Annotated in this window: 22 protein-coding genes and 1 pseudogene; 19 read left to right on the top strand and 4 right to left on the bottom strand. The window is 62.3% G+C overall.

All coding sequences use genetic code 11. The annotated features are described in order from the left end of the window. Positions 1-45: 45 nt before the first annotated feature. The 4 genes and pseudogenes from TC41_RS09325 (at position 46) to fdhD (ending at position 6559) form a co-directional block, all read left to right on the top strand. Positions 46-2181, top strand: a pseudogene (locus TC41_RS09325) (thioredoxin domain-containing protein). 67 nt (positions 2182-2248) lie between these two features. Continuing rightward, entirely contained in the window at positions 2249-5209 is a 2961-nt protein-coding gene (fdhF, locus tag TC41_RS09320) for a formate dehydrogenase subunit alpha (protein WP_014464784.1), read from the top strand. Between the two features lie 4 nt (positions 5210-5213). Then, positions 5214-5720: a DUF1641 domain-containing protein gene (locus TC41_RS09315; RefSeq protein ID WP_014464783.1), complete on the top strand. Its 507-nt coding sequence runs from the start codon at positions 5214-5216 to the stop codon at positions 5718-5720. Continuing rightward, positions 5717-6559 carry a formate dehydrogenase accessory sulfurtransferase FdhD gene (gene fdhD / locus TC41_RS09310; RefSeq protein WP_014464782.1) on the top strand — a complete coding sequence of 281 codons (843 nt, stop codon included), beginning with the start codon at positions 5717-5719 and terminating at the stop codon, positions 6557-6559. Before TC41_RS09315 ends, fdhD begins: the two co-directional genes overlap by 4 nt. 48 nt (positions 6560-6607) lie before the next feature. Here fdhD and TC41_RS09305 read toward each other — a convergent pair whose 3' ends face one another. Then, positions 6608-7510, bottom strand: coding sequence for a 1,4-dihydroxy-2-naphthoate polyprenyltransferase (locus TC41_RS09305; RefSeq protein ID WP_041695277.1), 903 nt, complete (start codon positions 7508-7510; stop codon positions 6608-6610). A gap of 239 nt (positions 7511-7749) precedes the next feature. On the opposite strand from TC41_RS09305, the gene menB reads away from it, so the two are divergent. From menB to TC41_RS09240, 14 genes are all read left to right on the top strand, one after another. Then, positions 7750-8568, top strand: coding sequence for a 1,4-dihydroxy-2-naphthoyl-CoA synthase (gene menB / locus TC41_RS09300; protein ID WP_014464780.1), 819 nt, complete (start codon positions 7750-7752; stop codon positions 8566-8568). A gap of 58 nt (positions 8569-8626) precedes the next feature. Next, a complete protein-coding gene (gene menE / locus TC41_RS09295; RefSeq protein ID WP_014464779.1) occupies positions 8627-10156 on the top strand; it encodes an o-succinylbenzoate--CoA ligase in 1530 nt (509 codons plus the stop codon). After that, positions 10153-11508, top strand: coding sequence for an isochorismate synthase (locus TC41_RS09290; RefSeq protein WP_014464778.1), 1356 nt, complete (start codon positions 10153-10155; stop codon positions 11506-11508). The genes menE and TC41_RS09290 overlap by 4 nt, the downstream gene beginning before the upstream one ends. Beyond that, the gene (gene menD, locus TC41_RS09285) at positions 11505-13193 is read left to right on the top strand and encodes a 2-succinyl-5-enolpyruvyl-6-hydroxy-3-cyclohexene-1-carboxylic-acid synthase (RefSeq protein WP_041695276.1); all 1689 of its coding nucleotides are present in this window, start codon (positions 11505-11507) and stop codon (positions 13191-13193) included. Before TC41_RS09290 ends, menD begins: the two co-directional genes overlap by 4 nt. Beyond that, positions 13190-14026 carry a 2-succinyl-6-hydroxy-2,4-cyclohexadiene-1-carboxylate synthase gene (gene menH / locus TC41_RS09280; RefSeq protein ID WP_014464776.1) on the top strand — a complete coding sequence of 279 codons (837 nt, stop codon included), beginning with the start codon at positions 13190-13192 and terminating at the stop codon, positions 14024-14026. Before menD ends, menH begins: the two co-directional genes overlap by 4 nt. Before the next feature lie 244 nt (positions 14027-14270). Further along, positions 14271-14450, top strand: coding sequence for a DUF6788 family protein (locus tag TC41_RS17300; RefSeq protein WP_374952872.1), 180 nt, complete (start codon positions 14271-14273; stop codon positions 14448-14450). Between the two features lie 153 nt (positions 14451-14603). Continuing rightward, positions 14604-16037: an IS1182 family transposase gene (locus TC41_RS09275; RefSeq protein ID WP_014464593.1), complete on the top strand. Its 1434-nt coding sequence runs from the start codon at positions 14604-14606 to the stop codon at positions 16035-16037. Positions 16038-16212: 175 nt separating this feature from the next. After that, positions 16213-17340: a phosphate ABC transporter substrate-binding protein PstS gene (gene pstS / locus TC41_RS09270; protein ID WP_014464775.1), complete on the top strand. Its 1128-nt coding sequence runs from the start codon at positions 16213-16215 to the stop codon at positions 17338-17340. Between the two features lie 27 nt (positions 17341-17367). Next, on the top strand, positions 17368-18366 hold the full coding sequence (gene pstC, locus TC41_RS09265; protein ID WP_014464774.1) for a phosphate ABC transporter permease subunit PstC: 999 nt from the start codon (positions 17368-17370) through the stop codon (positions 18364-18366). Then, positions 18363-19217, top strand: a complete 855-nt coding sequence (gene pstA, locus TC41_RS09260; RefSeq protein WP_014464773.1) for a phosphate ABC transporter permease PstA — start codon at positions 18363-18365, stop codon at positions 19215-19217. The genes pstC and pstA overlap by 4 nt, the downstream gene beginning before the upstream one ends. Before the next feature lie 167 nt (positions 19218-19384). Beyond that, complete coding sequence (locus TC41_RS09255; RefSeq protein WP_014464772.1) at positions 19385-20557, top strand: MGDG synthase family glycosyltransferase; 1173 nt, start codon at positions 19385-19387, stop codon at positions 20555-20557. A gap of 11 nt (positions 20558-20568) precedes the next feature. After that, positions 20569-21267, top strand: coding sequence for a polysaccharide deacetylase family protein (locus TC41_RS09250; RefSeq protein WP_014464771.1), 699 nt, complete (start codon positions 20569-20571; stop codon positions 21265-21267). 12 nt (positions 21268-21279) lie between these two features. Beyond that, positions 21280-21909, top strand: a complete 630-nt coding sequence (locus tag TC41_RS09245; protein WP_014464770.1) for a YkoP family protein — start codon at positions 21280-21282, stop codon at positions 21907-21909. Between the two features lie 8 nt (positions 21910-21917). Further along, positions 21918-23039: an MGDG synthase family glycosyltransferase gene (locus TC41_RS09240; protein WP_237699890.1), complete on the top strand. Its 1122-nt coding sequence runs from the start codon at positions 21918-21920 to the stop codon at positions 23037-23039. On the opposite strand, the gene TC41_RS09235 is transcribed toward TC41_RS09240, so the two are convergent. Then, positions 23024-23506 (bottom strand): flavin reductase family protein, encoded by a 483-nt coding sequence (locus TC41_RS09235; protein ID WP_014464768.1) that lies wholly within the window; start codon positions 23504-23506, stop codon positions 23024-23026. The genes TC41_RS09240 and TC41_RS09235 overlap by 16 nt on opposite strands. A 230-nt stretch (positions 23507-23736) precedes the next feature. Between TC41_RS09235 and TC41_RS09230 the strand changes: the two genes are divergently transcribed. Continuing rightward, positions 23737-24633, top strand: coding sequence for a C40 family peptidase (locus TC41_RS09230; RefSeq protein ID WP_041695275.1), 897 nt, complete (start codon positions 23737-23739; stop codon positions 24631-24633). 80 nt (positions 24634-24713) lie between these two features. Here TC41_RS09230 and TC41_RS16495 read toward each other — a convergent pair whose 3' ends face one another. Beyond that, the gene (locus TC41_RS16495; protein WP_162470213.1) at positions 24714-24854 is read right to left on the bottom strand and encodes a hypothetical protein; all 141 of its coding nucleotides are present in this window, start codon (positions 24852-24854) and stop codon (positions 24714-24716) included. 130 nt (positions 24855-24984) lie between these two features. Further along, positions 24985-25641 (bottom strand): phosphate signaling complex protein PhoU, encoded by a 657-nt coding sequence (gene phoU, locus TC41_RS09225; RefSeq protein WP_014464765.1) that lies wholly within the window; start codon positions 25639-25641, stop codon positions 24985-24987. Between the last annotated feature and the right edge of the window lie 3 nt (positions 25642-25644).

Here is a 25644-nt window from a genome sequence, read left to right as displayed (position 1 = left end):
AATCGTCGTCGTTTTCCGTATCTTCCTCGGTCGAATTGCGGTAGAATGAAGGAAAACGAATCCAGAAAGGATGTGCGCGGCGTGGCTCACGAAGGACCCGCGAGGCACACAAACCGATTGATCCACGAAAAGTCGCCTTATCTGCTCCAACACGCCCATCAGCCCGTCGACTGGTACCCCTGGTGTCCAGAAGCCTTTCAACGAGCCAAGCGCGAGTCGAAGCCCGTGTTTTTGTCCATCGGCTATTCGTAGCCCCTTCGGGGGCCCAAGGAGTTCCCTTCGACCTGCCATTGGTGTCACGTGATGGCCCACGAATCCTTCGAGGATGAAAAGGTGGCAGCCATCCTCAATGAGCACTACGTCGCCATCAAAGTCGACCGCGAGGAGCGCCCGGACATCGATCACATCTACATGACCTATTGCCAAGCGCTACAGGGCGAGGGCGGATGGCCGCTGACCATCATCATGACGCCCGACGGGTACCCGTTTTTTGCAGGAACTTACTTTCCCAAGACGCCGCGATACGGGCCGCCAGGGCTGATTCAGATCCTGCAGGAGATCGCCAGGCTGTGGCAGACGGATCGCGCGCGTCTGGAACGGGCGAGCCGATCCATGGCGGAGCGCATGCAGCCCCTGTTCGAGGGACAAGCGGGTGAGGCGCGCGGCCGGGATGCCGCGGACCAGGCGTACCAGGCGCTCGAAGCGGCGTTTGACCACGAGTACGGTGGATTCGGCCCGGCACCGAAATTTCCCACGTTCCACCGCGTGCAATTTTTGCTGCGCTACGCGCGGCTGCGCCCGAACGAGCGCGCGGCAGCCATGGCGTTGTCCACGCTTCGCGCCATTCAGCGGGGCGGCATTGTCGATCACGTCGGTGGCGGCATGGCGCGCTACAGCACGGACCCGTTCTGGCGCGTGCCGCACTTTGAAAAGATGCTCTACGATAACGCGCTCGCACTCGCCGCGTATGCGGACGCCTACGTCCACGCCAAAGATCCGGCGTTCCTGCGCTTCGTCCGGCAGACCGTCGCGTTTTTCGATCGCGAGATGCAATCACCCGAGGGCCTTTACTACAGCGCGGTAGACGCGGATTCGGCGGGCGGAGAGGGCCGCTTTTACCTCTGGCGGCCGGAGGACGTGATCGCGGCACTCGGTCCTGAAGATGGAGAACTGTTCAACGCCTTCTACGACATCACGGAAGCCGGCAACTTCGAGGGCGCGAACGTGCCGAACTACATCGATCAGGACCCGGCGGCGTTTGCGGCTTCTCGCGGCATGACCGAAGAAGAACTCTGGCAGAAGCTCGACGACCTCAACGCGAAGCTGCGCGCGGTTCGGGACGGGCGCGAACGCCCGGCCATTGACGACAAGTGCTTGACCGCCTGGAATGCGCTCATGGCGTATGGACTTGCGCGCGCTGGCCTTGCGTTTGGAGAAATGGCGTGGGTGAACCGGGCCACGGAGGTGGTGGCTGCCATCGAGCGCATCCTGGTGCGCCCTGATGACGGCAGGCTCCTCGCGCGGTATCGGGACGGCGAAGCCGGGATCTTCGCCTATGCGGACGATCACGCCTATCTCGTCGCCGCGTATCTGGAGCTCTATCGCGCGACGCTCGACCGCGCGTATCTGGATCGCGCAAGGCATTGGCAGGCGGTGCAGGATGCCCTCTTTTGGGACAAGGCTCAGGGCGGGTACACGTTTTACGGCCGAGACGCGGAGTCGCTCATCGCGGTGCCGAAGCCCGTGTATGACGGCGCGATGCCGTCCGCCAACAGTCAGTCGGCACACAACCTCTGGATGTTGCACGCGCTGACCGGCGACGCCGAATACGCGGATCGGCTGGATGCACTCTTGCGAGCGTTTGGCGGGGACATCAGGTCGGCGCCCATGGACTGCCTGTGGCTCGTGACCGCGGCCATGATGAGCGAAGTGGGATCCACGGAAATCGTCATCGCGGCGCCACGGGAGGAAGCGGCGCGGCGGGCCAGGGAACTCGGGGCTATGGAGCTGCCGGAGGCGGTCTGGCTGACGAGTGACGCGCGCGGCGACGCGTCCATGTACCCCATGGCCGGAGATGGAACCCCGCAGTACTTCGTCTGTCGGGGCTTTCGCTGCGATCGCCCGGAAACGAACTGGAAGGTGGTGGTGGAAAGTCTGCGGCAGCCGCCCGCGTGGAACTGAACGGTTGCCAACCCATTGGGCATTCTAATGGACGACGTGTGACCACCCGAGTGCAGGAGGGATCGAGATGAGCGTTGATGTAAAGCGAACCTTCACGCTGGACGGATCGCCCCTGACGGCGACCGAGGGGGAGACCATCCTGCAGGCGATGTTGGCGGCCGGCCTAGACTTTCCCCACATCTGTTATCATCCTGCGCTTGGCCCCATCGAGACCTGCGACACGTGCATGGTGGAGGTGAATGGCGATCTCGTCCGGGCGTGCGCGACCCCGGTCGCCGATGGCATGTCGGTCCGCACCAAATCCGTGGCCGCGCGGTACGCGCGCAAGGAGGCGATGGATCGCATCCTGAAAAATCACGACCTCTACTGCACGGTGTGCGACAACAACAATGGCAACTGCGTGGTGCACAACACCACCATGGCAATGGACATCGACCACCAGTCGTACCCGTTCCGCGAGAAACCGTACGAAGTCGACATGTCCCACCCGTTCTACAGGTACGATCCAAGTCAGTGCATCCTTTGTGGTCGATGCGTCGAGGCGTGTCAGAACCTGCAGGTCAGTGAAGTGCTCTCCATCGACTGGGACCGCGAGATTCCGCGCGTCATCTGGGACAACGACGTGCCCATCAACGAGTCGTCGTGCGTCTCGTGCGGCCACTGCGTGACCGTCTGCCCGTGCAACGCGCTCATGGAAAAGTCGATGCTCGGCAAGGCCGGCTTTCTCACGGGCATTGAACCGGAGCCTTTGCAGCGGATGATTGACGTGACGAAGGCGGTCGAACCAGGTTACCGCGCCATTTTCGCCATCTCGGAAGTCGAGAGCCACATGCGCAACTCCCGGATCAAGCGGACGAAGACGGTGTGCACGTACTGCGGTGTGGGCTGCTCGTTCGACATCTGGACGAAGGACCGAGACATTCTGAAGGTCGAGCCGCAGATGGAGGCGCCGACCAACCAGATCTCCACCTGCGTCAAGGGAAAGTTCGGTTGGGATTTCGTGAACAGCCCAGACCGCCTCACGAAGCCCCTCATCCGCAAGGGCGACGCGTTTCACGAGGTGTCCTGGGACGAGGCCTTGGACTTCATCGCGAAGCGCGTGACTGAAATTCGCCAGCAGTATGGCGACGACGCCGTGGCCTTAATCTCGTCGTCGAAGTGTACCAACGAGGAAAACTATCTGATGCAAAAACTCGCGCGCGCTGTGCTCCACACGAACAACATCGACAACTGCTCGCGCTACTGCCAGTCTCCCGCCACCGAGGGGCTGCGCCGGACCATGGGCTACGGCGGCGACACCGGCTCGCTGCACGATCTCGCCATGGCCGATCTGCTGATCATCGTCGGCGCCAACCCGGCCGAATCCCATCCCGTCTTTTCGACCCGCATGCGGCGAGCCAAGAAGAAGTACGGCCAAAAGCACATCGTGATCGACCTGCGTGAACACGATCTCGCGCATCGCGCTGACCTGTTCGTACGGCCGAATCCCGGAACCGATTTGGTGCTCATCTCGGCTGTGACGAAGTACATCATCGATCAGGGATGGCACGACGCCGACTTCGTGCGCCATCACGTCGACGGTTTTGAAGATTTCGTCCGCTCGCTCGAACCGTATACGCTCGAGTACGCCGAGCGCATGACGGGCGTTCCGCACGACACTGTGATTCAGATCGCCCGGATGATCCACGAGGCGAAGTCGACCTGCATCTGCTGGGCGATGGGGGTGACACAGCACAAGGGGGGCAGCGAGACCAGTACCGCCATTTGCAATCTCCTGCTCGTGACGGGCAACGTCGGGCGGCCAGGCACCGGGGCCTATCCGCTCCGAGGTCACAACAACGTCCAGGGCGCGGGCGACATGGGTTGCAGCCCCGTGTACATGCCGGGCTACGAGCGCGTCGACGATCCGGCCGTGCGCGCAAAGTACGAGACCGCCTGGGGCGTGGAGCTCCCGACGAGCAAGGGGCTTGACAACCACGAGATGGTGGACGCCATCCACGAGGGCAAACTGCGGGCGCTCATCATTCAGGGCGAAGAGATGGCACTCGTGGACTCGAACTCGCATTACGTCCGCGAGGCGTTCGCGAAGCTGGATTTGCTCGTCGTGATCGACGTGTTCTTCAGCAAGACGGCCGAGTATGCGGACGTGGTGCTCGCCGCAAGCCCGAGCCTCGAGAAGGAGGGCACCTTCACGAACACGGAGCGGCGCATCCAGCGCCTGTACCAGGTGTTCGAACCGCTCGGGGATTCCCGGCCAGACTGGATCATCCTGCGCGATCTCGCCAATCGCCTCGGCGCCAACTGGATGTACACTCATCCATCCGAAATCCTCGAGGAGATGGCGAGCTTGGCGGTGCTGATGCAAGGAGTCCGATGGGACCGGCTGGAGGGCTATCGAAGCTTGCAGTGGCCGGTCCATCCTGACGGGACCGATACGCCGCTGCTCTACACGAACGGTTTTCCGTTTCCGAATGGGAAGGCGCGACTTGTGCCCGCCAAGTGGATTGAGCCGACCGCGTTTGAACCGGAGTACGATCTCCACCTGAACAACGGCCGCATGCTTGAGCACTTCCACGAGGGGAATCTGACGTATCGCGTGCACGGCCTCAAGGAAAAGGTGCCGACGACGTATCTCGAGGTGTCGCCCGAGCTCGCCAAGGAGCGTGGCATTGAGACGGGGGCTCTCGTGCGCCTCATTTCACCGTATGGGGAGTTGAAGGTGCCGGTCGTGGTGACGGATCGCGTCAAGGGCAAACAGATGTACTTGCCGATGAACACTTCGAACGACGACGAGGCCATCAACATCCTCACGTCGAGCGAGTCGGATGAGACCACGCACACGCCAGCGTACAAGGAACTTCAGGTGCGGATGGAAGTCATTCGGCCGCGCGGCGAGAGTCCCATGACGAGGTTCAACTTCCGGATGCACAGGCCGAATCCTCAGCCTGGCGTCGGCGTCGAGCGGAAGTGGTTGCGGCGCGGTTACGTGCCGGTGACCGAGGCGGCGAAGGAAAAGGCGAGGGGGTGAGACCATGGCGCAACCGATTCGGGAGATTGTGCGCGAGCCGCGGGACGAGCGGCGCGAGGCGCAGGCGCGCGTGGAAGAGGCAATGATTCAAAGTGCGGACGGCATTGTGGACGGGCTCAGGCTGCTCCAAGCGTGCGAAGAGAAGGGGCTCATCCCTATCGTGCGGGCTTTGGTCGAGCAGGGAGACGACGTGCTGCGCGTGGTCGTTCATGCGATTTCGCGCAAAGGGGTGACGGACGGGCTCAAGAACTTGATTGGCATCGTGCAGTTCTTGAGCGTCGTCCGGCCCGAAGACATGGAGCGCGTGTTTCACGCGGTGGCCAGAGGCCTCGAGCGCGCCGCCGAGGGCGAGGCAAACGCGAGAATGGGGGTGTATGATGTCCTTAGGGCGCTGCGCGATCCGGACGTCGGCCGCTCGCTCGCCATGTTGTTCGCCTTTCTGAAGGGCATGGGCAGCGGGCTCGCCGAGCCGGGCGAGTCGGCGCACAAGGACAGGGGGCCTGAGGTGTGAATGGCGTGTCGCGCTTTGGGGGAGCGGAGACGCAGAGGCGCTTCGTGCTCCGGTATCGTTCCGGTCAGTACCGCGAGGAGGAGGACGTGATCGCGACGGAATTCGCGCTCACGCTGTTCGTCAACGGCGAGGAGTTTGCGACGCTCGTGTGCACGCCGACCTACGTGGAGGATCTAGTGTATGGCTTTCTCGCGTCGGAAGGGGTCATTCGCGGCGTGGACGATGTCGAGTCGATTCAGGTGAGCCTGTGGACGGGAACGGCTCGCGTGCAGACGAAGTCCGGCGCTGTGCTTTCCCCGGCCCTTTACAACAAACGGTACATCGGGTCTTGCTGCGGGAAGGGGCGTCAGAGCTTTTATTTTCAGAGCGACGCTCTGACCGCGCGGCCGGTCGAGGATCCGGTGACGATCTCGGCGGACGACGTCTTTCGGGCGATGGATCTCCTCGACGCGTCGTCCGGGTTGTTCGAGGAAACAGGGGGCGTGCACGTGGCGGCGCTGGTTCGAGATGGGCAGCTCGTCTTGGCCAGGGCGGACATCGGTCGCCACAATGCGCTGGACAAGATCTACGGACACTGCCTGCGGGCGGGCGAGCGCCTGTCGGGCACAGCCGTGGCGTTCAGCGGCCGGATCTCGTCTGAGGTGCTGCTCAAAGTCGCCAAGATCGGCGTAGGGGTCGTGATCGCCCGAGGCGCGCCGACGCTCCTCGCCGTCGATCTCGCCGAGGAGTTGAACATCACCGCCATCGGCTTTGTCCGCGGCCGGTCCTTCAACGTGTACAGCCATCCGTGGCGCTTGGCGGACGCGAAGAAGGTACGGGGCGCCATCGAAGGGGCGTGAAAAAAGCGGGCTGCCGAATCACTCGGCAGCCCGCTCGTCTTTGACCTTCTAAAAGCGGAGCGTGGAGACGAGGAACGCGCACACCATCAGGACGCCAAACCGGAACAGGAGGTTCGAGGTGCCCTTCACGGCCTTGTGGAGTTTGGCCGGCTCCGTGTACTGGTAGAAGAGGCGAACCACGTAGACCGCCGTCGGCACCGTCAATAGCACGAGGAGCGCGAACGGCGTCAGCACGCCGAGGGCCACCATCGCCACGACGACGAGATACGCGGCCACAAACACGCTTGCGAACAACACACGCCCCCGCTCCCGGCCGATGAGGATGACCATCGTGCGCCGTCCGCCTTCGGCGTCCTGTGCCATGTCGCGCATGTTGTTGGCAAACAAGATGGCGCCAATCAATAGACCAATCGGGATGGACACCCACAGCGCCCGCAGGGTGACCGTCCCGCTCTGCAGGTAGAACGCAATCAGCACGATGGTCGGTCCCATCGCGGTGGCAGCGGCGATCTCGCCGAACGGGGTGTAGGCGAGAGGCACCGGGCCGCCCGAGTAGAAGTACCCCACAGCCATGCACAAGACGCCCACTAGGGCCAGCCACCAGCTCGTCGTCGCGCAGAGGTACACGCCCAAAAGCAGGGCGGCGGCCAGAAACGCGAACCCCAGACGGAGCACCACCTTGGGCGGAACGCCATCTCGCACGATGGTGCCCGCGATGCCCACCATGCGCTCGTCGTCCAAGCCGCGCTGATAATCGTAGTATTCGTTGAACATGTTGGTCGCCGACTGAATCAGAATCGAAGCCAACAGCATCGCGACAAAGCGCCACAGGTGAAACGGATACGACGGCACGGCGACAGCGGTGCCGACAATCACAGGAACAATGCTCGCCGTCAGGGTGAACGGGCGAAGCACGCGCCACCATACGCGCAGGCGGCTCGCACCTGTCAATACAAGTCACCTCACACAAGAGAGGACGTTAATCGCCTCAAGAGAATCGCTCAAACGCCCCGACCGAATCGCGGTTTCACGAGAGATGAGTCCCTCGCGATCCTACCACTCGCCCTTCTCTCCGGCAACCGTCCATCGCTTTTGCAGGCCCATGGGACAAGGTCTATAATGAGTTCGCGTCAATCGGCGAGATCGGACATCAACAGGGCCTAAACCACTTTGCGCGAGGAGGCTTTCTCATGACGCTCAATTGGGAGCGAGTGAAAGAGTACACCGACATTATCTACGAGCGGGCCGAAGGCATTGCGCGGGTCACCATCAACCGCCCGGAGGTCCGAAATGCGTTTCGACCGGAGACCGTGATGGAGATGATCGACGCCTTTCAACACATCCGCGACGACAGTTCCACTGGTGTGGTGCTGTTGCGCGGCCAAGGGGACGAGGCGTTCTGCTCCGGCGGCGATCAGCGCGTGCGCGGCCACGGTGGCTACGTCGGCAGCGATGGCGTGCCGAGACTGAACGTGCTGGATCTGCAGCGGCTCATCCGCACGTTGCCCAAACCGGTTATCGCCGTGGTAGCGGGTTACGCCATCGGTGGGGGTCACGTGCTCCACGTCTGCTGTGACCTGACGATTGCAGCGGAGAACGCCGTGTTCGGCCAGGTTGGGCCCAAGGTCGGCAGCTTTGACGGTGGCTACGGCGTCTCGCTTCTCTCGCGGCTCGTGGGCCAGAAGAAGGCGAAGGAAATCTGGTTCCTCTGCCGGCAGTACAACGCTCAGGAAGCCCTGCAAATGGGGCTCGTGAACGCGGTGGTTCCCCTCGAGCGGCTTGAGGAAGAATCGATCCGCTGGGCGAAGGAAATCCTGGAGAAGAGCCCGATTGCCATCCGCTTCCTGAAAGCGGCGTTCAACGCGGACACCGACGGCGCGGCCGGGCTGCAGCAGTTTGCGGGCGACGCCACGATGCTGTACTACATGACGGACGAGGCGAAGGAGGGCGCCCGAGCGTTCCTCGAAAAGCGTCCGCCCGATTTCAGCAAGTTCCCGCGGCTGCCCTGAAGCGGCGAGTCCACGCCTGTCGACAACCGCGTTTGAAGGCGGGGGGTGAACGGCCATCATGAATGTAGAGCGAGCGCAGGCGCCCGTCGCCTTCTTGCCGGATTGGCTGTCGCTTCACGCGGAGCGCAGACCCGGGCGCGTGGCACTTCGGTCGGAACATCGCGCCGTGACCTACGCCGAGCTGTACGCCGCGGCGAGGTCGGTGGCGGCCAGGGCATTCGCGCTCGGTGTCCGCCCGGGCGATCGCGTCGCCGTGATGTGTCATCAGGGACTCATGCACGCGCTTTGCCTGCACGCGCTGATGTTGCTTCGCGCCGTTCTCGTGCCACTCAACTGGCGGCTTCAGCCGCACGAACTGGCGTATCAAGTCGAGGACTGCGGAGCGTCCTATGTGCTGTGCGACGAATCGGCGGCGCCACTCGCGTCTCGGGTGGCGGACATCGCGTCGCGCCCCGTGCAGACCGTGATCCTGTCGGAACGCGCTTGGGAGGCCGAGTCGCGCGAGGGGTCCGTATCTGTCGCGCCCATCGACGTGTCCCTTCCCTCGGTGCACGCCATCGTGTACACGAGCGGCACGACGGGCAGGCCCAAAGGCGCCATGATCACCTATCAAAACCATTGGTACAGCGCGATGGCGTCGGTACTTCAATTCGGCCTCGATCCGGACGAGCACTGGCTCGTCCCGATGCCGCTTTTTCACGTCGGCGGCATGGGTGTGCTCATGCGGAGCCTGATCTACGGCACGACGGCCGTCGTGCACGACCGGTTTGACGCGGAACGGGTGGATCACGCCTTAGATTCCGGCGAGATCACGCTGGTGTCGCTTGTGCCGACGATGCTCGCGCGGCTTCTCAAGCTGCGGCGTGGGCCGTACCCAGCGCGGCTGCGCGCCATCCTGTTGGGCGGCGCGGGCTGTCCTCGCCCTGTGCTGGAGCGCGCGCTCGAGCTCGGCCTGCCGGTCGCGCAGAGCTATGGGCTTACGGAGACGAACACGCAGGTGGCGACCATCGACCTAGCTGACGCGCTGCGCAAGATGGGGTCGTCCGGGCGCCCGCTTGCCAACACGCGCATCGCTGTACAGGGCCCGTCTGGGCCCACGACAGCGCCTGGTGTCGAGGGTGAGATCCTCGTGCAGGGCCCGACTGTATTCGCTGGTTATTATAACAGAAAAGAGGAGACGGAACGCGCGCTAGCCGGGGGATGGCTCCACACGGGGGACATCGGGCGCTTCGACGAAGAGGGCTTTTTGTACGTGTTGGATCGGCGCGCGGATCTCATCGTGTCGGGCGGGGAAAACGTGTATCCCGCTGAGATCGAGTCGCAGCTGCTCGCGCTTCCCGGTGTGGTGGACGCCGGCGTCGTGGGAAAACCGGACGACGAGTGGGGGCAGGTGCCCGTGGCGTTCGTAGTCCTGGAGCCGGGCAAGGTGCTCACGGACGAAATGGCGCGCGCGCTTCGCGAGGAGCTTCGAGGTCGGCTCGCACATTACAAGGTGCCCGCCGAAATCCGGCAAGTCGAGGCGTTGCCGCGCACGGCGTCCGGCAAGCTGATGCGCTACGAGATGAGAAAGTGGGTGATGCAGGAATGAGCGTGACGGCGCAGGAAGCACTGCGACAAAGCCTTTTCGCGCGAATCGTCGAGGCATTTACCGAGGCGTCGGCGCGCGGGCAGACAGACCTGCCCGTTCGGTTGCGCGTTCCGTGGGACCGCTCGCTTGCGTCGCTCGCCCACTGGCATCGCTGGGAACCCGCTGTCTACAGCCGTCCGCCAAGCGGAGAAGAGCGTTTCGGGGTGGGCGTATACCGCCAGCTGGTGGCGAGCGCGGACGACGACTGGGACGATCTGAAGGCTCGCTTTGCGCAGGAACAACTTCCGGCGGACCTGCCGTGGTTTGGGGCCGTTCCGTTCGATTTCCACGCCCTTCCCCTCGGCATCTGGGCGGCTTGGCCGAAGTCCATCTGGTTTGCGCCCAGGCTGTACCTCACGAAGGCGCCTTCTTCGGACGTCGCGAATGTGGTCTACATGCCGCCGCGCGGCGCTGACGAGATGGACGTGCGCGCGGACGTCATGGATCTCCTCGACGTCCACGGTGAAGACCCCTCAAGGGAGCGCCCGCTCTTCGAAGAGCCTGAGGATTTTCGCCGGTTTGCGGACAAGGTCCATCGCGCGCTCCGAGAGATTGGTCAAGGGCGGCTCAGCAAGGTGGTGGTCGCCCGCTTCGTCACCGGCCGCGTCACGCGCCCGCTCGACGAGGCCCTCGAGATGCTTGCTTCACGGTATCCCGAGAGCCATGTCTTCGCGCTCTCCTGGCAAGGGAGATGGCTTTTGTCCGCGAGCCCCGAGCGACTCTGTAAGGTCCGGGCGCAGATGGCCGAGATCGACTGTCTCGCCGGTACGGCGCGCAGAGGCCAGAGCGACGAGGAAGACCGCAAACTCCAGGACGAGCTCCTCGCGAGCGCGAAGATTCAGCGGGAGCACCGAGCCGTGGTCGATCACGTCCTGCAATCCATCGCGCCGCTCTGTGAGCGCGTGGAGGCCGAGTCTGAGCCCGCGGTGCTCAAACTGGCAAACGTGCAGCATCTGCGGACGCGGGTGTGGGGGCGGTTGAAACCTGGCGTAGGGCTGTTCGACCTGGCGAAGGCGCTTCACCCGACCCCCGCGGTTGCAGGAACACCCCAGCGGGAGGCCACGAGTTATGTGACCGCCCATGAGGGCTGGCCGCGTGGGTATTACGCGGGTGCGTTCGGAACGTATGCCCAGGGAGAGGGCGAACTCGACGTGTGCCTGCGTTCAGCCTTTGTCGACGCCGGGGAAGCCGCGCTCTTCGCGGGCTGTGGGATTGTCGAAGGGTCGGATCCGGTCGCCGAGTGGCAGGAGAGCGAACTCAAGCTCAGGCCGATGCGGGAGGCCTTGGGCGTGCTAGGGGAGGTCGGGCCTTGAATCCGGATCTGTGGCCAGTGCACGCGCTGGTGGACGGATTGTACGCGAGCGGGGTGAGACGCGCGGTCATCTCGCCGGGATCGCGCAACACGCCGCTCGTCTTTGCGCTCCTCGAGCACGGCGGCATCGCGCCCGTCTCCCATATGGACGAGCGATCCGCCGGCTTTTTCGCGCTTGGCCTAGCCCGCCAGTCAGGAGAGCCCGTGGCCGTGGTCTGCACGTCCGGCACGGCGGTGGCCAATCTGTATCCCGCGGTCGTCGAAGCCTATTTCTCGCGGGTGCCCCTCGTGGTGTTGACCGCGGATCGGCCCGCTGAACTGCGCGAGGTCGGGGCCAATCAGACCATCCGCCAACCGAATCTGTTTGGCGCGCACGTGAAATGGACTTGTGAAACACCCGTGCCCGAGGACAGGATCGACTTGGCGCTCAACCTGCGGGGCCTGGCCCTGCGCGCCGGGCTCGTGGCCAAGACCGTCCCCGAGGGTCCGGTGCACGTCAATGTGCCGTTTCGGGAACCGCTCCTTCCTCCCCGCAGAAGCGAATCCCGTGAGCTCGAGGGACTTTCCGCCATTCAGGGGCACCCTGCCGCCGGAGCCCTGTGCGCGCCCTCTGCGCTCGCTCAGGTGGAGGAGGCGCTTTCCCGCGCTAGGCGGCCTGTGATCGTTGCCGGCCCCATGCGCCCTGGGTCCCTCGCGCAAGGCGTGGCTCGATTCGCCGGCGCGTCCGGCATTCCCCTTTTGGCGGACATCTTAAGCCAGTGCCGCGACAGCGAGTCGAGCGTGCCGCACTACGATCTCGTCCTCCGCGCGGGGGCTGCTCCAGAACCTCCGGATCTCGTCCTGCGCTTCGGCGGCGAGCCGACGTCCAAGGCGCTCGCCTCGTGGCTTCGGGAAGCGCGGGCAGCGTTCGTGGTGTTTGACGAGACGCCCCTGTATCGCGACAGCGGACATCACGCCACGCACGTGGTCATCGGGGACCCGACGCCGTGGCTCCATGAGGTGCACGGCGCGCTCGGGAATTGGAGCGAGTACCGGGAGGTCTGGCGGCAGGCGTCCGACGCTGCGCGGCGCGCGCTCCAGGAGTCTCTGCCCTGGTTCGAGGGCGCGGCGGTGCGCATGGCGGTCGAGTCTCTGAACCCGGGGCAGGTGCTCGTGCTGGGCAATAGCCGACCGATTCGGGACGCCGACGCCTTGGCGCTCACGAGAGCGGGCGTTCAAGTTTATGGGAATCGCGGCGCCAGCGGCATCGACGGGGTCACGTCCACTGCCCTCGGCCACGCCGTCGCTTCCGGGCGACCGACGCTCCTCGCGATTGGAGACGTGTCGTTTTACCACGATTTGAACGGGCTTGCCGCAGCTCGCGAACTGTCGTCTCCGTTCGTCGTGGTCCTTGTGCACAACGGCGGCGGCGGGATTTTCCGCCATCTGGCGCAGGCGGAGAGGCCGCGCGAGATCGATTGGTTCACCACGCCGCACGAGCTGGACTTTGCGCCCATGGTTCGCGCGTACGGGGGGACGTACGTGCGCGCTGACGATGCCGGTGACCTGATGGCCGGACTGCGCGAAGGGATGGAGCGTCCGGGGCTCACGGTGGTGGAGGTTCGCTTTCCAAACGAGGAGAGCCCGCGGATCTACCGCGATCTCGTCGCGAGGCTCGCGAGCGCGATGGGCGTGGGTGCCCGATGAAGCGCGTGGCCTTGGTCCGCGGCGTTCGATACGCGTACCGGCTCGTCCCGGGCGGCGAGCCGTGTCTGTTTCTGCACGGCTTCACCGGCGCGGGCGACGTGTTCTTGCCCGTCCTGGAACGGCTTGCAGGCCTAGGGTGCCGGCCGTGTGCCATCTTGCCGGACCTTCTGGGGCACGGCGCAAGCGACGTGCCCGATGACGCCGGGCGCTATTCCATGGACGAAACCGTGCGCGATCTCGACGCGCTCCTCGAAGAGCTCAGGATTCCGTCCTGCCAAGTGGTGGGGTATTCGATGGGCGGGCGCGTCGCACTCGCATTTGCCATTGCTCATCCTGAGCGCGTGCGCGCGCTCGTGTTGGAGTCTGCGTCGCCCGGGATTGAAGATGCGAGCGAGCGTGAGGCGCGCCGGCGCGAGGACGATGCGTTGGCGGACGAGATCGAAGCGCGCGGTCTCGAATGGTTCGTCTCCGAATGGGAGCGCCGCCCCATCTTTGCGACGCACGAAGCGCTGCCGGAAGAGGAGAAGGCGCGCCAGCGCGCCATCAGGCTTTCGGGAAGCGCGCGCGGCTATGCCCAGAGTCTGCGCGGGTTAGGGACGGGGCGCCAGCCGTCGTATTGGGGCGCGTTAGGGCGGCTGAGGATGCCAGTGGCCTTAGTTACAGGAGCGCTGGACGCGAAGTTCACAGGGATGGCCAAGCGCATGCAATCGCGCCTTCAAAACGCCGTGCACGTTGCCATCGAGAGCGCGGGTCATACGCCGCATTTGGAACAACCGGACCGGTTCGCAACTTGGCTCGCGCAGTTCTTCTCTTCGCAGGGGCGCCTGCATTGAGCGCGAGGCGCCCGCCCCGTTTGTAAATGCACCGTAAAGTTTGTAAATCCCCATCGGACAAATCTTCACATCAAATTCAGCATCTCTCCAATGCGCCTTCACATCCCCTTGGTACGCTCGTTCCTGAAGGCGGCGGTTCGTTACGCCGCTAACGTGACAAACTACGTAGCAGAGAGCTCTGAAAAAGTCATTGTTCATTGGGCGATTTCACGGTATTCTTATATGTGTATAACACATCGGATTGGTGGTGATCCCTTTGTCTAAAAGAAGCATCCTCGTCCTACATCGAAATCGTCAACAGCAACACTTGCTCGCTCATCTCGATGGAGCGATCGCTGGCTCACTTGTCGAAACCTACCGCACTTGTGGCAAACCCAATTGCATCTGCCATTCCGGGCAAAACACGGGCCGTACTACCTGCTGACGTGGTCGGAGAATGGCCGGACGCGTACCTGCCACGTCCCGCCGACAAAGTGGATGCCGTACGCACTGGGGTTGAGCGTTTTCGCGCCGCGCGAGAGGCGCTACAGAAACTGGGCGAGTACAATCGCCGTCTGATGCTGGAGGACTGATCCTCATGCTCACGCGCTTCCCGGATTCACGTTCGCTATGGGATGACTGGTTGATTCGAAAGCTGTTGCCGGAGAATCACATTCTTCTTGCCATTGACCAACATATCGACTTTTCTTTCGTGGAAGAAGAAACCCGCGATCTGTATAGTCTCCATCATGGCCGTCCTGCCTATGCGCCTGAACAGCTCCTGCGTGTGCTGTTTCTCGCGTACTTCTACAACCTGTCAGACGTACGGGTTGCAGAGGAGCTGCGGTACAACCTGTTGTATCGTGCCTTTGCCCACTTTTCTCTGGATGACGATACCCCTGACGACTCCACCCTGGTCGTGTTCCGCCGCCGACTGGGACCTGAACGATGCGCCCGGCTATTGGACCGCATCGTGGAACAGGCCCGCCAAAAGGGGCTTCTTGAAGGGAAACGGCAGTGTGTGGATGCCACGGTGATTTCGGCGAATGCAGCCGTACAAAACCGGAAGGAGTTACTCCGTGCTGCACGGCGGCGTCTGTTCCGTGCTTGGGAGCGCATAGATGCCAAGACCGCTGCGGAGACGGCGAACCAGCTACAAGAAGAGTACACGAATGCATCCGAGCCGGACCTGGCCAAAGAGGAGAAGTTGACCCAACACTTGCTCGACGCGGTTGATGCTGCGGGCCATACGGAATTGCAGTCTTTGCGGGACACGGTGGCACAGATTCTGTCGGGGGAAGGGGGTGTGACCAACTTGATCGACCCGGACGGCAGGTGGGGATTCAAAAACAAACGGACTCCGTTTTTTGGTTACAAAGCCCACGCGTCCATGGATGCCTCTGGGATTGTCACTTCTGTTCAAATATTGAGCGGGAACGAACACGAAGGAGAGCACCTGCCAGAACTGCTTGAACAGGACGTCCGCAAAGGGCATCGGTTTACTTCGGTGGTGGCCGACAAAGGCTATGACTCGATCGGGAATCGAAACGCCATTCGCAGCCATGGCGCAAAGCCGGAGATTCCTTCACGAAACGCCGGTGTCCTGGCGAAGACACGATTCCGTTATCGGCCTCGGAAAGACACCTTTGTGTGCCCAGGACGGAAGGAGACGAGCGGAAAAACGCCTTTCAAAGGCGGGTTTCTGTACTACTTTTCGCAAACCGATTGCCAAAACTGCCCATTGAAAACCGCGTGTCTGGGAAAGAAGGAAACCCGGAAGCGAGTGTATCTCAGCGACCGGGTTCGGGAGTCACTTCAGAGCCAGCGAAGTTTACGGCGAGCATTGCACGACCGGAAGGCCATCGAACGCACATTTGGCGAGTTGAAACAATGGCATGGCCTGGGACGCGCACGCTACCGCGGCAAGTGGCGTGTAGCCATCCAAGTGTATCTCACGTTTTTGGTTGTGAACGTGAAACGGATCGTCAACCTGATCCAGGGTCGAGCATCGAAACCCGTCCCTGCTTCGTAATGTGCTAAGGATGGTCAACGGAACAAATCGACGGAAATACGAACCAGCCCCACTCATTCAGCCTTCAACCACAGGTATCCGACCACACGGATTTCTGATTGGCTCCCCTGATCCCGCGAAATTCCCCACTTTTTCAGAGCTCTCTAGCACAGAAGACGATAAGGGGGACCTTTGCGTGAAGTTGCGTTCGAAGTGGTTTGCGGGTCTGGCGGCTGTCGCCGCTGTCGGTGTGGTGGCGGGTTGCGGGACGTCGAATTCGTCTTCCTCGACCCAAAACACGGCGCCGAGCAATTCGTCCCAGCAGGCGGCCAGTGTGGCGAACGTCACGCTCACCGAGACGGGATCGTCGCTTTTGTATCCGCTCTTTAACGCGCAGTGGATTCCTGCCTACCATAAGCTTCATCCTGGCGTGCAAATGACAGCCGCGTCGACGGGCAGCGGAACGGGCATTTCCGATGCCATCGCAGGCACGGTGGATATCGGCGCGTCGGACGCGTACATGGCGGATGCTCAGATTCAGCAGCACCCGGACATGCTCAATATACCCGTGGCGATCTCGGCGCAGCAGATCATGTACAACCTGCCTGGCGTGAAAGGGCATCTCCAACTGAATGGCCAGGTGCTCGCCGAGATTTATGAGGGCAAGATCCAGTACTGGGACGACGCGAAGATCAAGGCCCTGAATCCAGGCGTCAAGCTTCCTCACCAGGTGATCAAGCCTGTCGTTCGTTCGGACGGCTCCGGCGACACGTTCCTCTTCACGCAGTACCTGAGCAAGTCGAGTGCTGAGTGGAATCAGAACTACGGCTATGGCACCACCATCTCGTGGCCTGGTTTGCAGACGGAGATTGGCGCGAAAGGCAATCAGGGCGTCGTGGCCGCCCTCTCGAAGACACCGTACTCCGTCGGCTATGTGGGCATCAGCTGGCTGGACAAGGCCGTCCAACAGGGCCTCGGCTACGCGGCGCTCGAAAATAAGGCTGGCAAGTACGTCCTACCCACCAGCGCGACCATTCAGGCCGCTGCCCAGGAGGGCGTGAAGAGCGTGCCGGCCGACGAGCGGATCTCGCTCATCGACGAGCCGGGTGCTAACTCGTATCCCATCATCAACTTCGAATACCTCATCGTGAAGGACGATCAGCCGAATGCGGCGAAAGCCGACGCACTGAAGGCGTTCTTGGAGTGGGCCATCAACCCGTCTGAAGGCAACAGCGCGAAGTTCTTGACGCCGGTACACTTCCTGCCGCTGCCGACGAGTGTGCACTCCAAGAGCGAGGCGCAGATCCAGAAGATCAAAGGCTGACACCGATAGATACCAGGAGGGCATGCCGTGCGCAAGGTTTCAAAAGCGGCCAAGGCCTGGGATCGCGGGTTTCGGGTGCTGGCGGCCATTGGGGCCGCCAGCCCTGCCGTGTTCTTGGTCTCCATTGCCGCCATCGTCTTGGTTGAATCGATCCCGACCATTCGCTTTATGGGGATTCACTTTCTCACCGAAACGCGCTGGGACATGGGGAACCTATACGGGGCCCTGACGCACAGAAACGGCATCACGGCGCCCGCCGGTGCGTCCTACGGCGCGCTTGTGTTCGTCGTGGGCACGCTGTTGTCCTCCGTCATCGCGCTCATCATCGCCGTGCCGGTCTCGGTCGGGACCGCGCTGATTCTCGCCTACCGCGTTCGCGGGCTGCTCGGCTTTCTTCTCAACATCCTGGTGGAGTTGTTGGCAGGGATTCCGAGCGTCGTGATCGGCCTGTGGGGCATCCTTGTGCTGGTGCCATGGATCGCCAATACCTTTGCGCCGTTTCTGAAGTCTATTCTAGGCTTTATTCCATTCTTCGGCGGGCAAACGGGGACGGGCTACAGCCTGCTGGCGAGCGGCATCGTGCTGGCCATGATGATTGTGCCCATCATCACGGCGACGACGCGCGATCTGCTCGAGCAGGTGCCGGTCCTCGCGCGCGAGGGCGGGCTTGGCATTGGGATGACGTCATGGGAAGTGGTGCGCTACATCGCTCTGCCCTACATCCGCGAAGGATTCATCGGCGCTGTTGCGCTCGGTTGGGGCCGCGCGATGGGCGAGACGATGGCGGTCTTGATGGTGTCCGGCAACGCGACGAACATTTTGCCGCAGAACCTCTATAGTCCGATTTCCACGATGGCCGCGTTCATTGCGAACCAGTTGGACAGCGCGGAGACGGACGCCTCGGGCATGGCGGTCCACGCACTTTCCGAACTCGCGTTGCTCCTCCTCGCCATCACGCTCGCCACGAACCTGGTGGCCCGTTGGTTGGTGCGCCCGCGGCGTCGAGAAGGGGTGGTTGCGTCATGAGGAGACGTCGGCGGAAATGGAAAAGCGCGCTGGGTTGGGGATTCGCCTGGCTGGCGTTTGCGCTTGTTCTCTTTGGCCTCGTGGATCTCGTCGGCTCCGTTCTGTGGCAGGGCATTCGCTCGTTTCGTCTCTTCATGCTGTTTGAGCCCACGCAAGGAATCGCGGGCGGGTTGGAAAACGCCATCTTGGGCACCTTTGAGCTCGTCTTGATAGGCGTCGTGTTCGCTGCACCCCTTGGTATCTTGGGTGGAATTTTCACGTCCGAGTTTGCCCCGCCGCGGCTCGCCGCCGCCATCCGGTTTGTGGCCGAGGTGCTGTCCGGCGTGCCTTCCATCGTGATTGGCTACTTCGGCTATTTGCTGCTGGTGCTGCGTTTCCATTGGGGCTTTTCTGCGCTCGCGGGCGGTGTGGCGCTGACGCTTATCATGTTGCCCTACATTCTTCGCACGACGGACACCAGCCTGCAACAGGTACCGCTGTTGCAGCGCGAGGCGGCCTGGGCTCTCGGGATGACGCGGACGCAAGCCATCTTGAAGACGGTTTGGAGACCTGCTGCTTCCGGGATGGCCACGGGTCTTTTGCTCGCCATCGCTATCGGCCTCGGCGAGACAGCCCCGCTCCTTTACACCGCGGGGTGGAACTCGAACAATCCGTCGCTCGCGCTGACCCATTCGCAGGTAGGGTATCTGACGTATGTCGCGTACACGTACCTGGACGAGCCTTACGCTCAGGCTCGCCAACTCGCGTATGCAGCGGGATTCGTCCTACTCATGCTGATCCTCATCATCCAGCTCGTCGTGCGCCTTGTCGTGTGGCGCTCCTCGGCGCGGGGCGGGCGATCTACGGCGTAACCCTTGTTCGTGCGGCTATTCGGCCAGGACAACGAATACCATAAGCGGAGAAGGTGCGTGGGGCCTTCTCCGCTTTGTTCTTTTGGCCATGGATGGTCTTGTTCAGTTGTCCGGTGAATCCTTCAAGTTTAGAATAGAGCTGTGGAAGATTTGAGGGGGCGAGACGAATGCGCCGCGTTTTGCTGATGACCGCGTCGTTTGGCTCGGGACATAACCAGGCGGCGTACGCCGTGATGGAGGCGCTCAAGGAAAGAGATGCTGAAGTCGAAGTGGTCGACTACGTGGGGCTCCTGAATCCAGCGCTGCGCTCGTTTGCGAAGTTCAGCCTGATTCAGGGCGTGAAGCGGGCGCCGGGGTTGTACGGCCTTTTTTATAAGTCCATGTCGCGGATCGACCCGGATTCCGCCCTTCAGCGATATGTCAACCACATCGGCATTGAGCGCATCCAAGAGTACATCGCGTATTACCGGCCTGACTGCATCGCGAGCACGTTTCCGACGCCAATGGGGGTCGTCGGCGAACTGCGCCGCGCAGGGAAAATCGACATCCCGAACTTGGCCATCGTGACGGATTACACGGCTCATCGCCAATGGTATCACGACTTCGCGGATCATTACTTTGTCGCGACCGATGAGGTCAAGCGCGATCTCGTCTCGTACGGCATTCCCGAACACGCGGTGGACGTCGTGGGAATCCCGCTGCGCCGGAAGTTCCGAGAGGAAAACGTCGAGCGCCTTTTGGCACATCGGTCTGAACTGATTCGTTCAATCGGTTTTCAAGAAGAAATCCCGATTATCTTGCTCATGGGGGGCGGCAGCGGGATTCTGGCTGATCCCGGCGTATGGGAGTCGTTCATTCCCGAGTCGGGCATGCAGTACCTCATCATCTGTGGCCACAATCGTCGCTTGGAGCGCCGCTTTTCCGCGATCCAGAGCGAGCGGGTCCGCGTCTTCGGGTACACGAACGAGATTGAGAAGTTCATGGCGATGGCGGACCTCATCGTCACGAAGCCGGGTGGGCTGACGCTGACGGAGTCCATCGCGATGCGGCTGCCGCTCCTCATCTACCGGCCGATTCCGGGGCAAGAGGAGGCGAATGCGCGGTTTGCCGAGCAGGCAGGTGTGGCGGTGTGCGTGAAATCCCCAGCGGAAGCCCAGGCGTTCTTGCTCTCGGTGCGTGAAGACCCGTCCATCCTGAGCCGCATGCGCGAGGCTTGCAGCGCGATGCCGAGCTGTGGCGCGGCGGAGCGCATCGCGCAGAAGATCATGCTGTATGCCACGAAGAAGCTTCCGTGCCGCTCCGTGTCGCCGGAGTGGCCGCCCGAGCTTCTTCCGACGTGAGAGGGAGCGCCGTGATCGGGTGGTTGGTGGCGGTTGTCTTCGCCATCCTGGTGGTGTACGCAGGGTTGCCTTTCGTCTGGACGCGGGGCTTGGGGCGTTCCTGCATTCGCCGAACGCCGAAGCCAGGATGCGTGGCACTCACCTTTGACGATGGCCCCCATCCCGTATACACGCCCCGGCTTCTGGACGCGCTCAGGGAAGCGGGAGCAAGAGCCACGTTCTTCGTGATCGCCGAGCACGCCCTCCGTCATCCCGAGATTGTCGAACGGATGCTGGCGGAGGGGCACGAAGTGCAGGTGCATGGGTATCGCCATTGGTTCGTGCCGCTGTTGCCCCCCGGACTTACGGCGCGTCAATGCGTGGGAGCCCGGGACATCTTGGCGCAGCGGTTTGGCATTCAACCTCGGGTCTACCGGCCAACCTGGGGCGCGTGCAACCTGGCGACGCTCGTTTTGCTCAGGCGATCGCGCATGTCGATGCTGTTGTGGAGCGTCATGGTGGGCGACTGGCGAAGGACACCTCCAGAGGAACTGGTTCGCCGCATTCTCGCCAAGCTCGATGCGCGCTCGGTGATCGTGCTCCACGACAGCGATGAGTCCGCGGGCGCAGAGCGCGGTGCGCCGGAGAGTGTGATTGCGGCCATCCCGGCTGTGGTCGAGGAAGTGCGAAGACGCGGCTACACATTCGTGCTCGCGTCGGACTGCGAATAGGGAGGGGAGACCATGCCAAATCGGGCAGCGCGGGCGGTCTTTGATGCATGGGAAGCCTTATTTCATCGCGCTCTGCACCTGGAGGAACTGGAGCCCGGCACAGAGCACCTGTTTTTCGTTGCCCGCCGCCGGTATCTCGGTCGGACCTTCGAGGTCGATGGGATTGTGGTTCGCCCGGGCGATCCCGTCGTGGAGATGCACATGAACAACGCGCTCATCGAACGGGCGCTTCGCGAGGATGCCAACATCGTGCGGGCGATTGTGCGGCTCTTGAGGCAAGCGCGTGTCTCGTTGCCGGCGCTAGCGAAGGCCGTTCAGCACGAGAAATTTGAGGACGCTCAGGTGTTGTACGGGATCACCATGATTCACCGTGGAATCGAGCACTTCGGTTTTCACACGTACCCGCTTCGCAATCCGTTCGTGCGCGCCGTGACCAGTTGGCACCTGACGAATATCCTGAAAATGGTCAATCCGGATGCAGATCACATCCTGCAGACGCATCGAGATGTGTTACAGCCGAAGCTCGTCGTCGCTTCCAAGCAGAAGATCATCGAGATGTTTGGCGAGGGCGCGCTCTCCGCGCGCGAGGGCGTCATGACGGACGACCAAGGTCGCGGTGAGGTCGTGTCTCTGGACTCATGAGGTGTCTGTTGCTCTATGCTTCGTTTGGCGACGGGCATGTGCAGGTGGCGCGAGCGCTTTCGGAAGCGCTCACGCGGGATCTCGGTGCCGAAGTCCAGGCGGTGGATACGTTTCGGCAGACCAGCGCATCGCTTGCGAGGATGAACGAGCGCATATTCGAATGGAGCACACGTTACGCGCCTGCGCTCTACGGCTGGAGTTACGATTGGACGAAGAATTTGTCCATTCGTCATCCCCTGTGGGCGTTTTTGGCGCGTTTTTCGCGCGGAGCGGCATGGCGAGCCATCCGCGAGTTTCAACCCGACGTGATCGTGCAGCTGTTCCCCGACCATGCGCTGGCGGAGCTGCCGCCGGGGCCGCGGCCGGTGGTGGCCGTTGTGCTCACGGATTTCGCCGTGCACAGCCGCTGGGTGCATGCGAACGCGGATCTCATGGTGGTGCCGACACAGGAAGCGGCGGCGCACGTGCGGCGCTTTCGCTCAGATGTCCGGGTGGAGGTGGGCGGAATCCCGGTGCGGGATCAGTTTCGCCGCTGCGCGCTTTCTCGCCTCGACGGTGCGCGTCGCATCGTGCTGTTGACCGGCGGACGGGGCGTGTTTCCTCAGTATGAAGGGGTGCTTCAGCGACTCATTCGCCACTTTCCCGATCACGTCATCGAGGTCATGTGCGGCCGAAACGCGCGAATGCTGGAGCGAGTGCAGGCCTTTGCGGAGCGAATGGGCCACGCCAGGATTCACCCCATTGGCTTTACCGACGATGTGGCGAGCCATCTTCAGCAAGCGGACTTCGTCATCGCCAAGGCCGGCGGTGTGACCATCGCCGAGTGCCTCGCGTCGGGTACGCCCATGGTGTTTTACAAGCCGTTGCCGGGGCAGGAACGGGAAAACGCGAGGTGCATCGAGCGCCTCGGCGCCGGACGGATTGCAAGCACCCTCGCTGAGCTCGACGACCTGTTTGCGCATTGGTCCGAGGAGACGCAACGCGCAATGCGGATGCGGGCTATCGAGTTGGGGAAGCCGGGAGCCGCGTCGTACGTGTCGCTGTGCCTCGCTCGTGCTTGCGAACGTCATCAAGCTTTTGGGCGCATAGCGCCGGCTGCGGCCCCGGTTGTGGTTCAGGAGAGGGGCTGAAACGAGCCGTACTGGCTCGCGTAGTAGAGCAGCGGCGTTCGCGATTCGTCGGCGGACGCCGCCTCGACTTGTCCGACGACGACGCGGTGATCTCCACCTTTCCATTCGTGAACGAGCGTGCAAACGAGGTAAGCCTGTGCGCCCGCGAGGAGCGGCTGGCCCAGCGGACCCACATCGTACGAGACGCCCTGAAACTTATCGGACATCTTACTCGCAAACTGGTTCGACAGCCCGGATTGATCATCGGACAGAATGTTGACTGCGAACGCGCCGGATCGGCGAAGAAGTGGAAGAATGCTGGCTCGCTCGTCGATGCACGCGAGGACGAGCGGTGGGAGCAGTGACAGCGAACAGAAGGCTGAGACCGTGATCCCGCCCATCTCGCCCTCCGTCGCTGCTGTGATCACGGTCACGCCGCTAGCGAATCGGGCCAGGGCCTTGCGAAAAGCGTATTCGTCAATCGCCATGATGTGACTCCTTTCAAGTTTCAACCCTCTTTCATTGTATCGGACTCGAGGCCCTCCGGAAACTTGTCAGGCCGACGCGCGTTCAGGGAGATTGGACATCATGGGACAAAAATCGTCCTGATGTTCGAAGTTGTTCGCAAATCTATGAAAATACGATTGTCGAACTCGAAAGCGCCCGGTATAATAAGCCCCGAAGCAAGCATCTCTGTGGAGCAAAGGGGCTTTGGCGAGTGCGCTCTCGAATCGCAGCAAGCGTAGGTTGGTTGGCCGCGTGCCTGGGGGCTTCTCTCGTACCGGCCACGGCGTTGGCTTCGTCCGCGACGTACACCGTGCGCGCTGGCGACAGCCTCTACAAAATCGCAGCGAAGTTCCACGTGACGGTGCACCAATTGGAGTTATGGAACCATCTTTCGTCCGACGTCATTCACCCGGGGCAGGTCCTCGTGATCTCCCCTGGCGGTTCCACGTCGGCGTCATCCTCTGCACCTTCCTCGGCCCGTTCAGGAGCATCCACGTACGTGGTTCAGCCTGGTGACTCGCTGTGGTCTATCAGCGAGAAGTTTCACATCAGCATGTCGCAGCTGGAAGCGTGGAACGGCCTGACCTCGTCCAGCGCCATCCACCCTGGCCAATCGCTCCGGGTCTCGAAACCCCAGTCTCTTTCTTCCTCAGCGAACTCGGCCGTCCAACAAGCGTCCCTGTCCAGCCGCGGAAGTTCACCCGGGTCGTCGAACGCGTCGCTCACTCAGAGCGCGCTTGGGTTTGCAGTGGCTGACTATGCGCGCACGTTCCTCGGGGATCCGTACGAGTGGGGGGCGAACGGCCCATCGGCTTTTGATTGTTCGGGCTTCATTCAGTATGTGTATGCCCACTTTTACATTCAGCTGCCTAGGACGAGTTACGCGCAGTACGGGGTGGGGGTTCCGATTTCGGAGGGCAATCTGCAGCCGGGGGATATCGTGTTCTTTGATACATACGGAAGCGGCCCATCTCACGACGGGATTTACCTCGGCAATGGCCAGTTCATCAACGCGGCAAGCACGTCCGTCGAGATCGACAGCTTGTCGGATCCCTATTGGGCCGACCACTACATCGGCGCGCGTCGGGTCATCGGACAGAACGGGTAAGGAGATCAAAGGGAGGGAGCGCGGCTTCACCGCACTCCCTCCCTTTTCTCGATCTCGGCGACTTCACGCGCCAATCAGCGTCAGGAGACGGCGTGTATCGTCACGTAACCCGCGGTGCCAGCGAGAATGGCGACGGACGCGGCAAACGCGGCTTTTTCAAGGTATTGGAGGAACGCGAACAGGCGCTGGACGGGATCTTGCGCAGCTTTCTTCTTTTCCACCACAACCCCTCCTAGCCACGATCATCTGCTTCCAGTCTACCACGAGGGGCAGCGACACAGACGGAGCGTAGGCGACCGTCTTTGACGGTTGTGTCACAAGTTTCTCGCGGATCGTCGAGTTTTGTCGACGTCAGTTCAGATCCGACCGTTCGCCGGTCAAGATGTACAGGACGCTCTCGCCGATGTTGGTGACGTGATCGCCGATGCGTTCGAGATAGCGGCCGCAGAACGCAACGAGCATCCGCTGTTGCGGCGTCCCGGAGGCATCGGGGTGGTCGGTGAAGAGTTCTTCCACGAGAAGCCGATAGTCGCGATCGACCGCGTCGTCCATTTCCGCCAATCGGCGCGCCGCGTCCGCGTCACTGTTCACATAGGCGTTCAAGCCCTCAGACACCATGCGGTCGACCGCTTCCGCCATTTCGTGCAGCCGACGTGCTGGTTCCTGCATGGGGGGCGTGGACAGGCGCAGGGCCGTTTTGGCGAGATCGACGGCGAGATCTCCCATCCTTTCGAGGTCGACGGCGAGCCGCATGCCTGCGACGATTCTGCGAAGATCGCCGGCTACGGGCTGCTGGGTGGCGATGAGGCGGATGCACAGATCCTCGACTTCGTGGTCCTGGCGATTGATCTCCCGATCCCGTTCAATGACGCGTTCTGCGAGCGCTTGGTCGTGTTTGAGCACAGCGGCGACAGCGTGGCGGATGGACTCCTGCACGTCTCCACCCATGTGCAAAAGCTTCAACTTGAGTTCCTTGAGGGCGATGTCAAAGGCTTGGCGTTGGTGCATACG

This window comes from Alicyclobacillus acidocaldarius subsp. acidocaldarius Tc-4-1 (assembly GCF_000219875.1).
Lineage (GTDB): Bacteria > Bacillota > Bacilli > Alicyclobacillales > Alicyclobacillaceae > Alicyclobacillus > Alicyclobacillus acidocaldarius_A.
The sequence above is the reverse complement of the archived record's forward strand: the minus strand, read 5'-3'. Positions and strand labels throughout refer to the sequence as shown.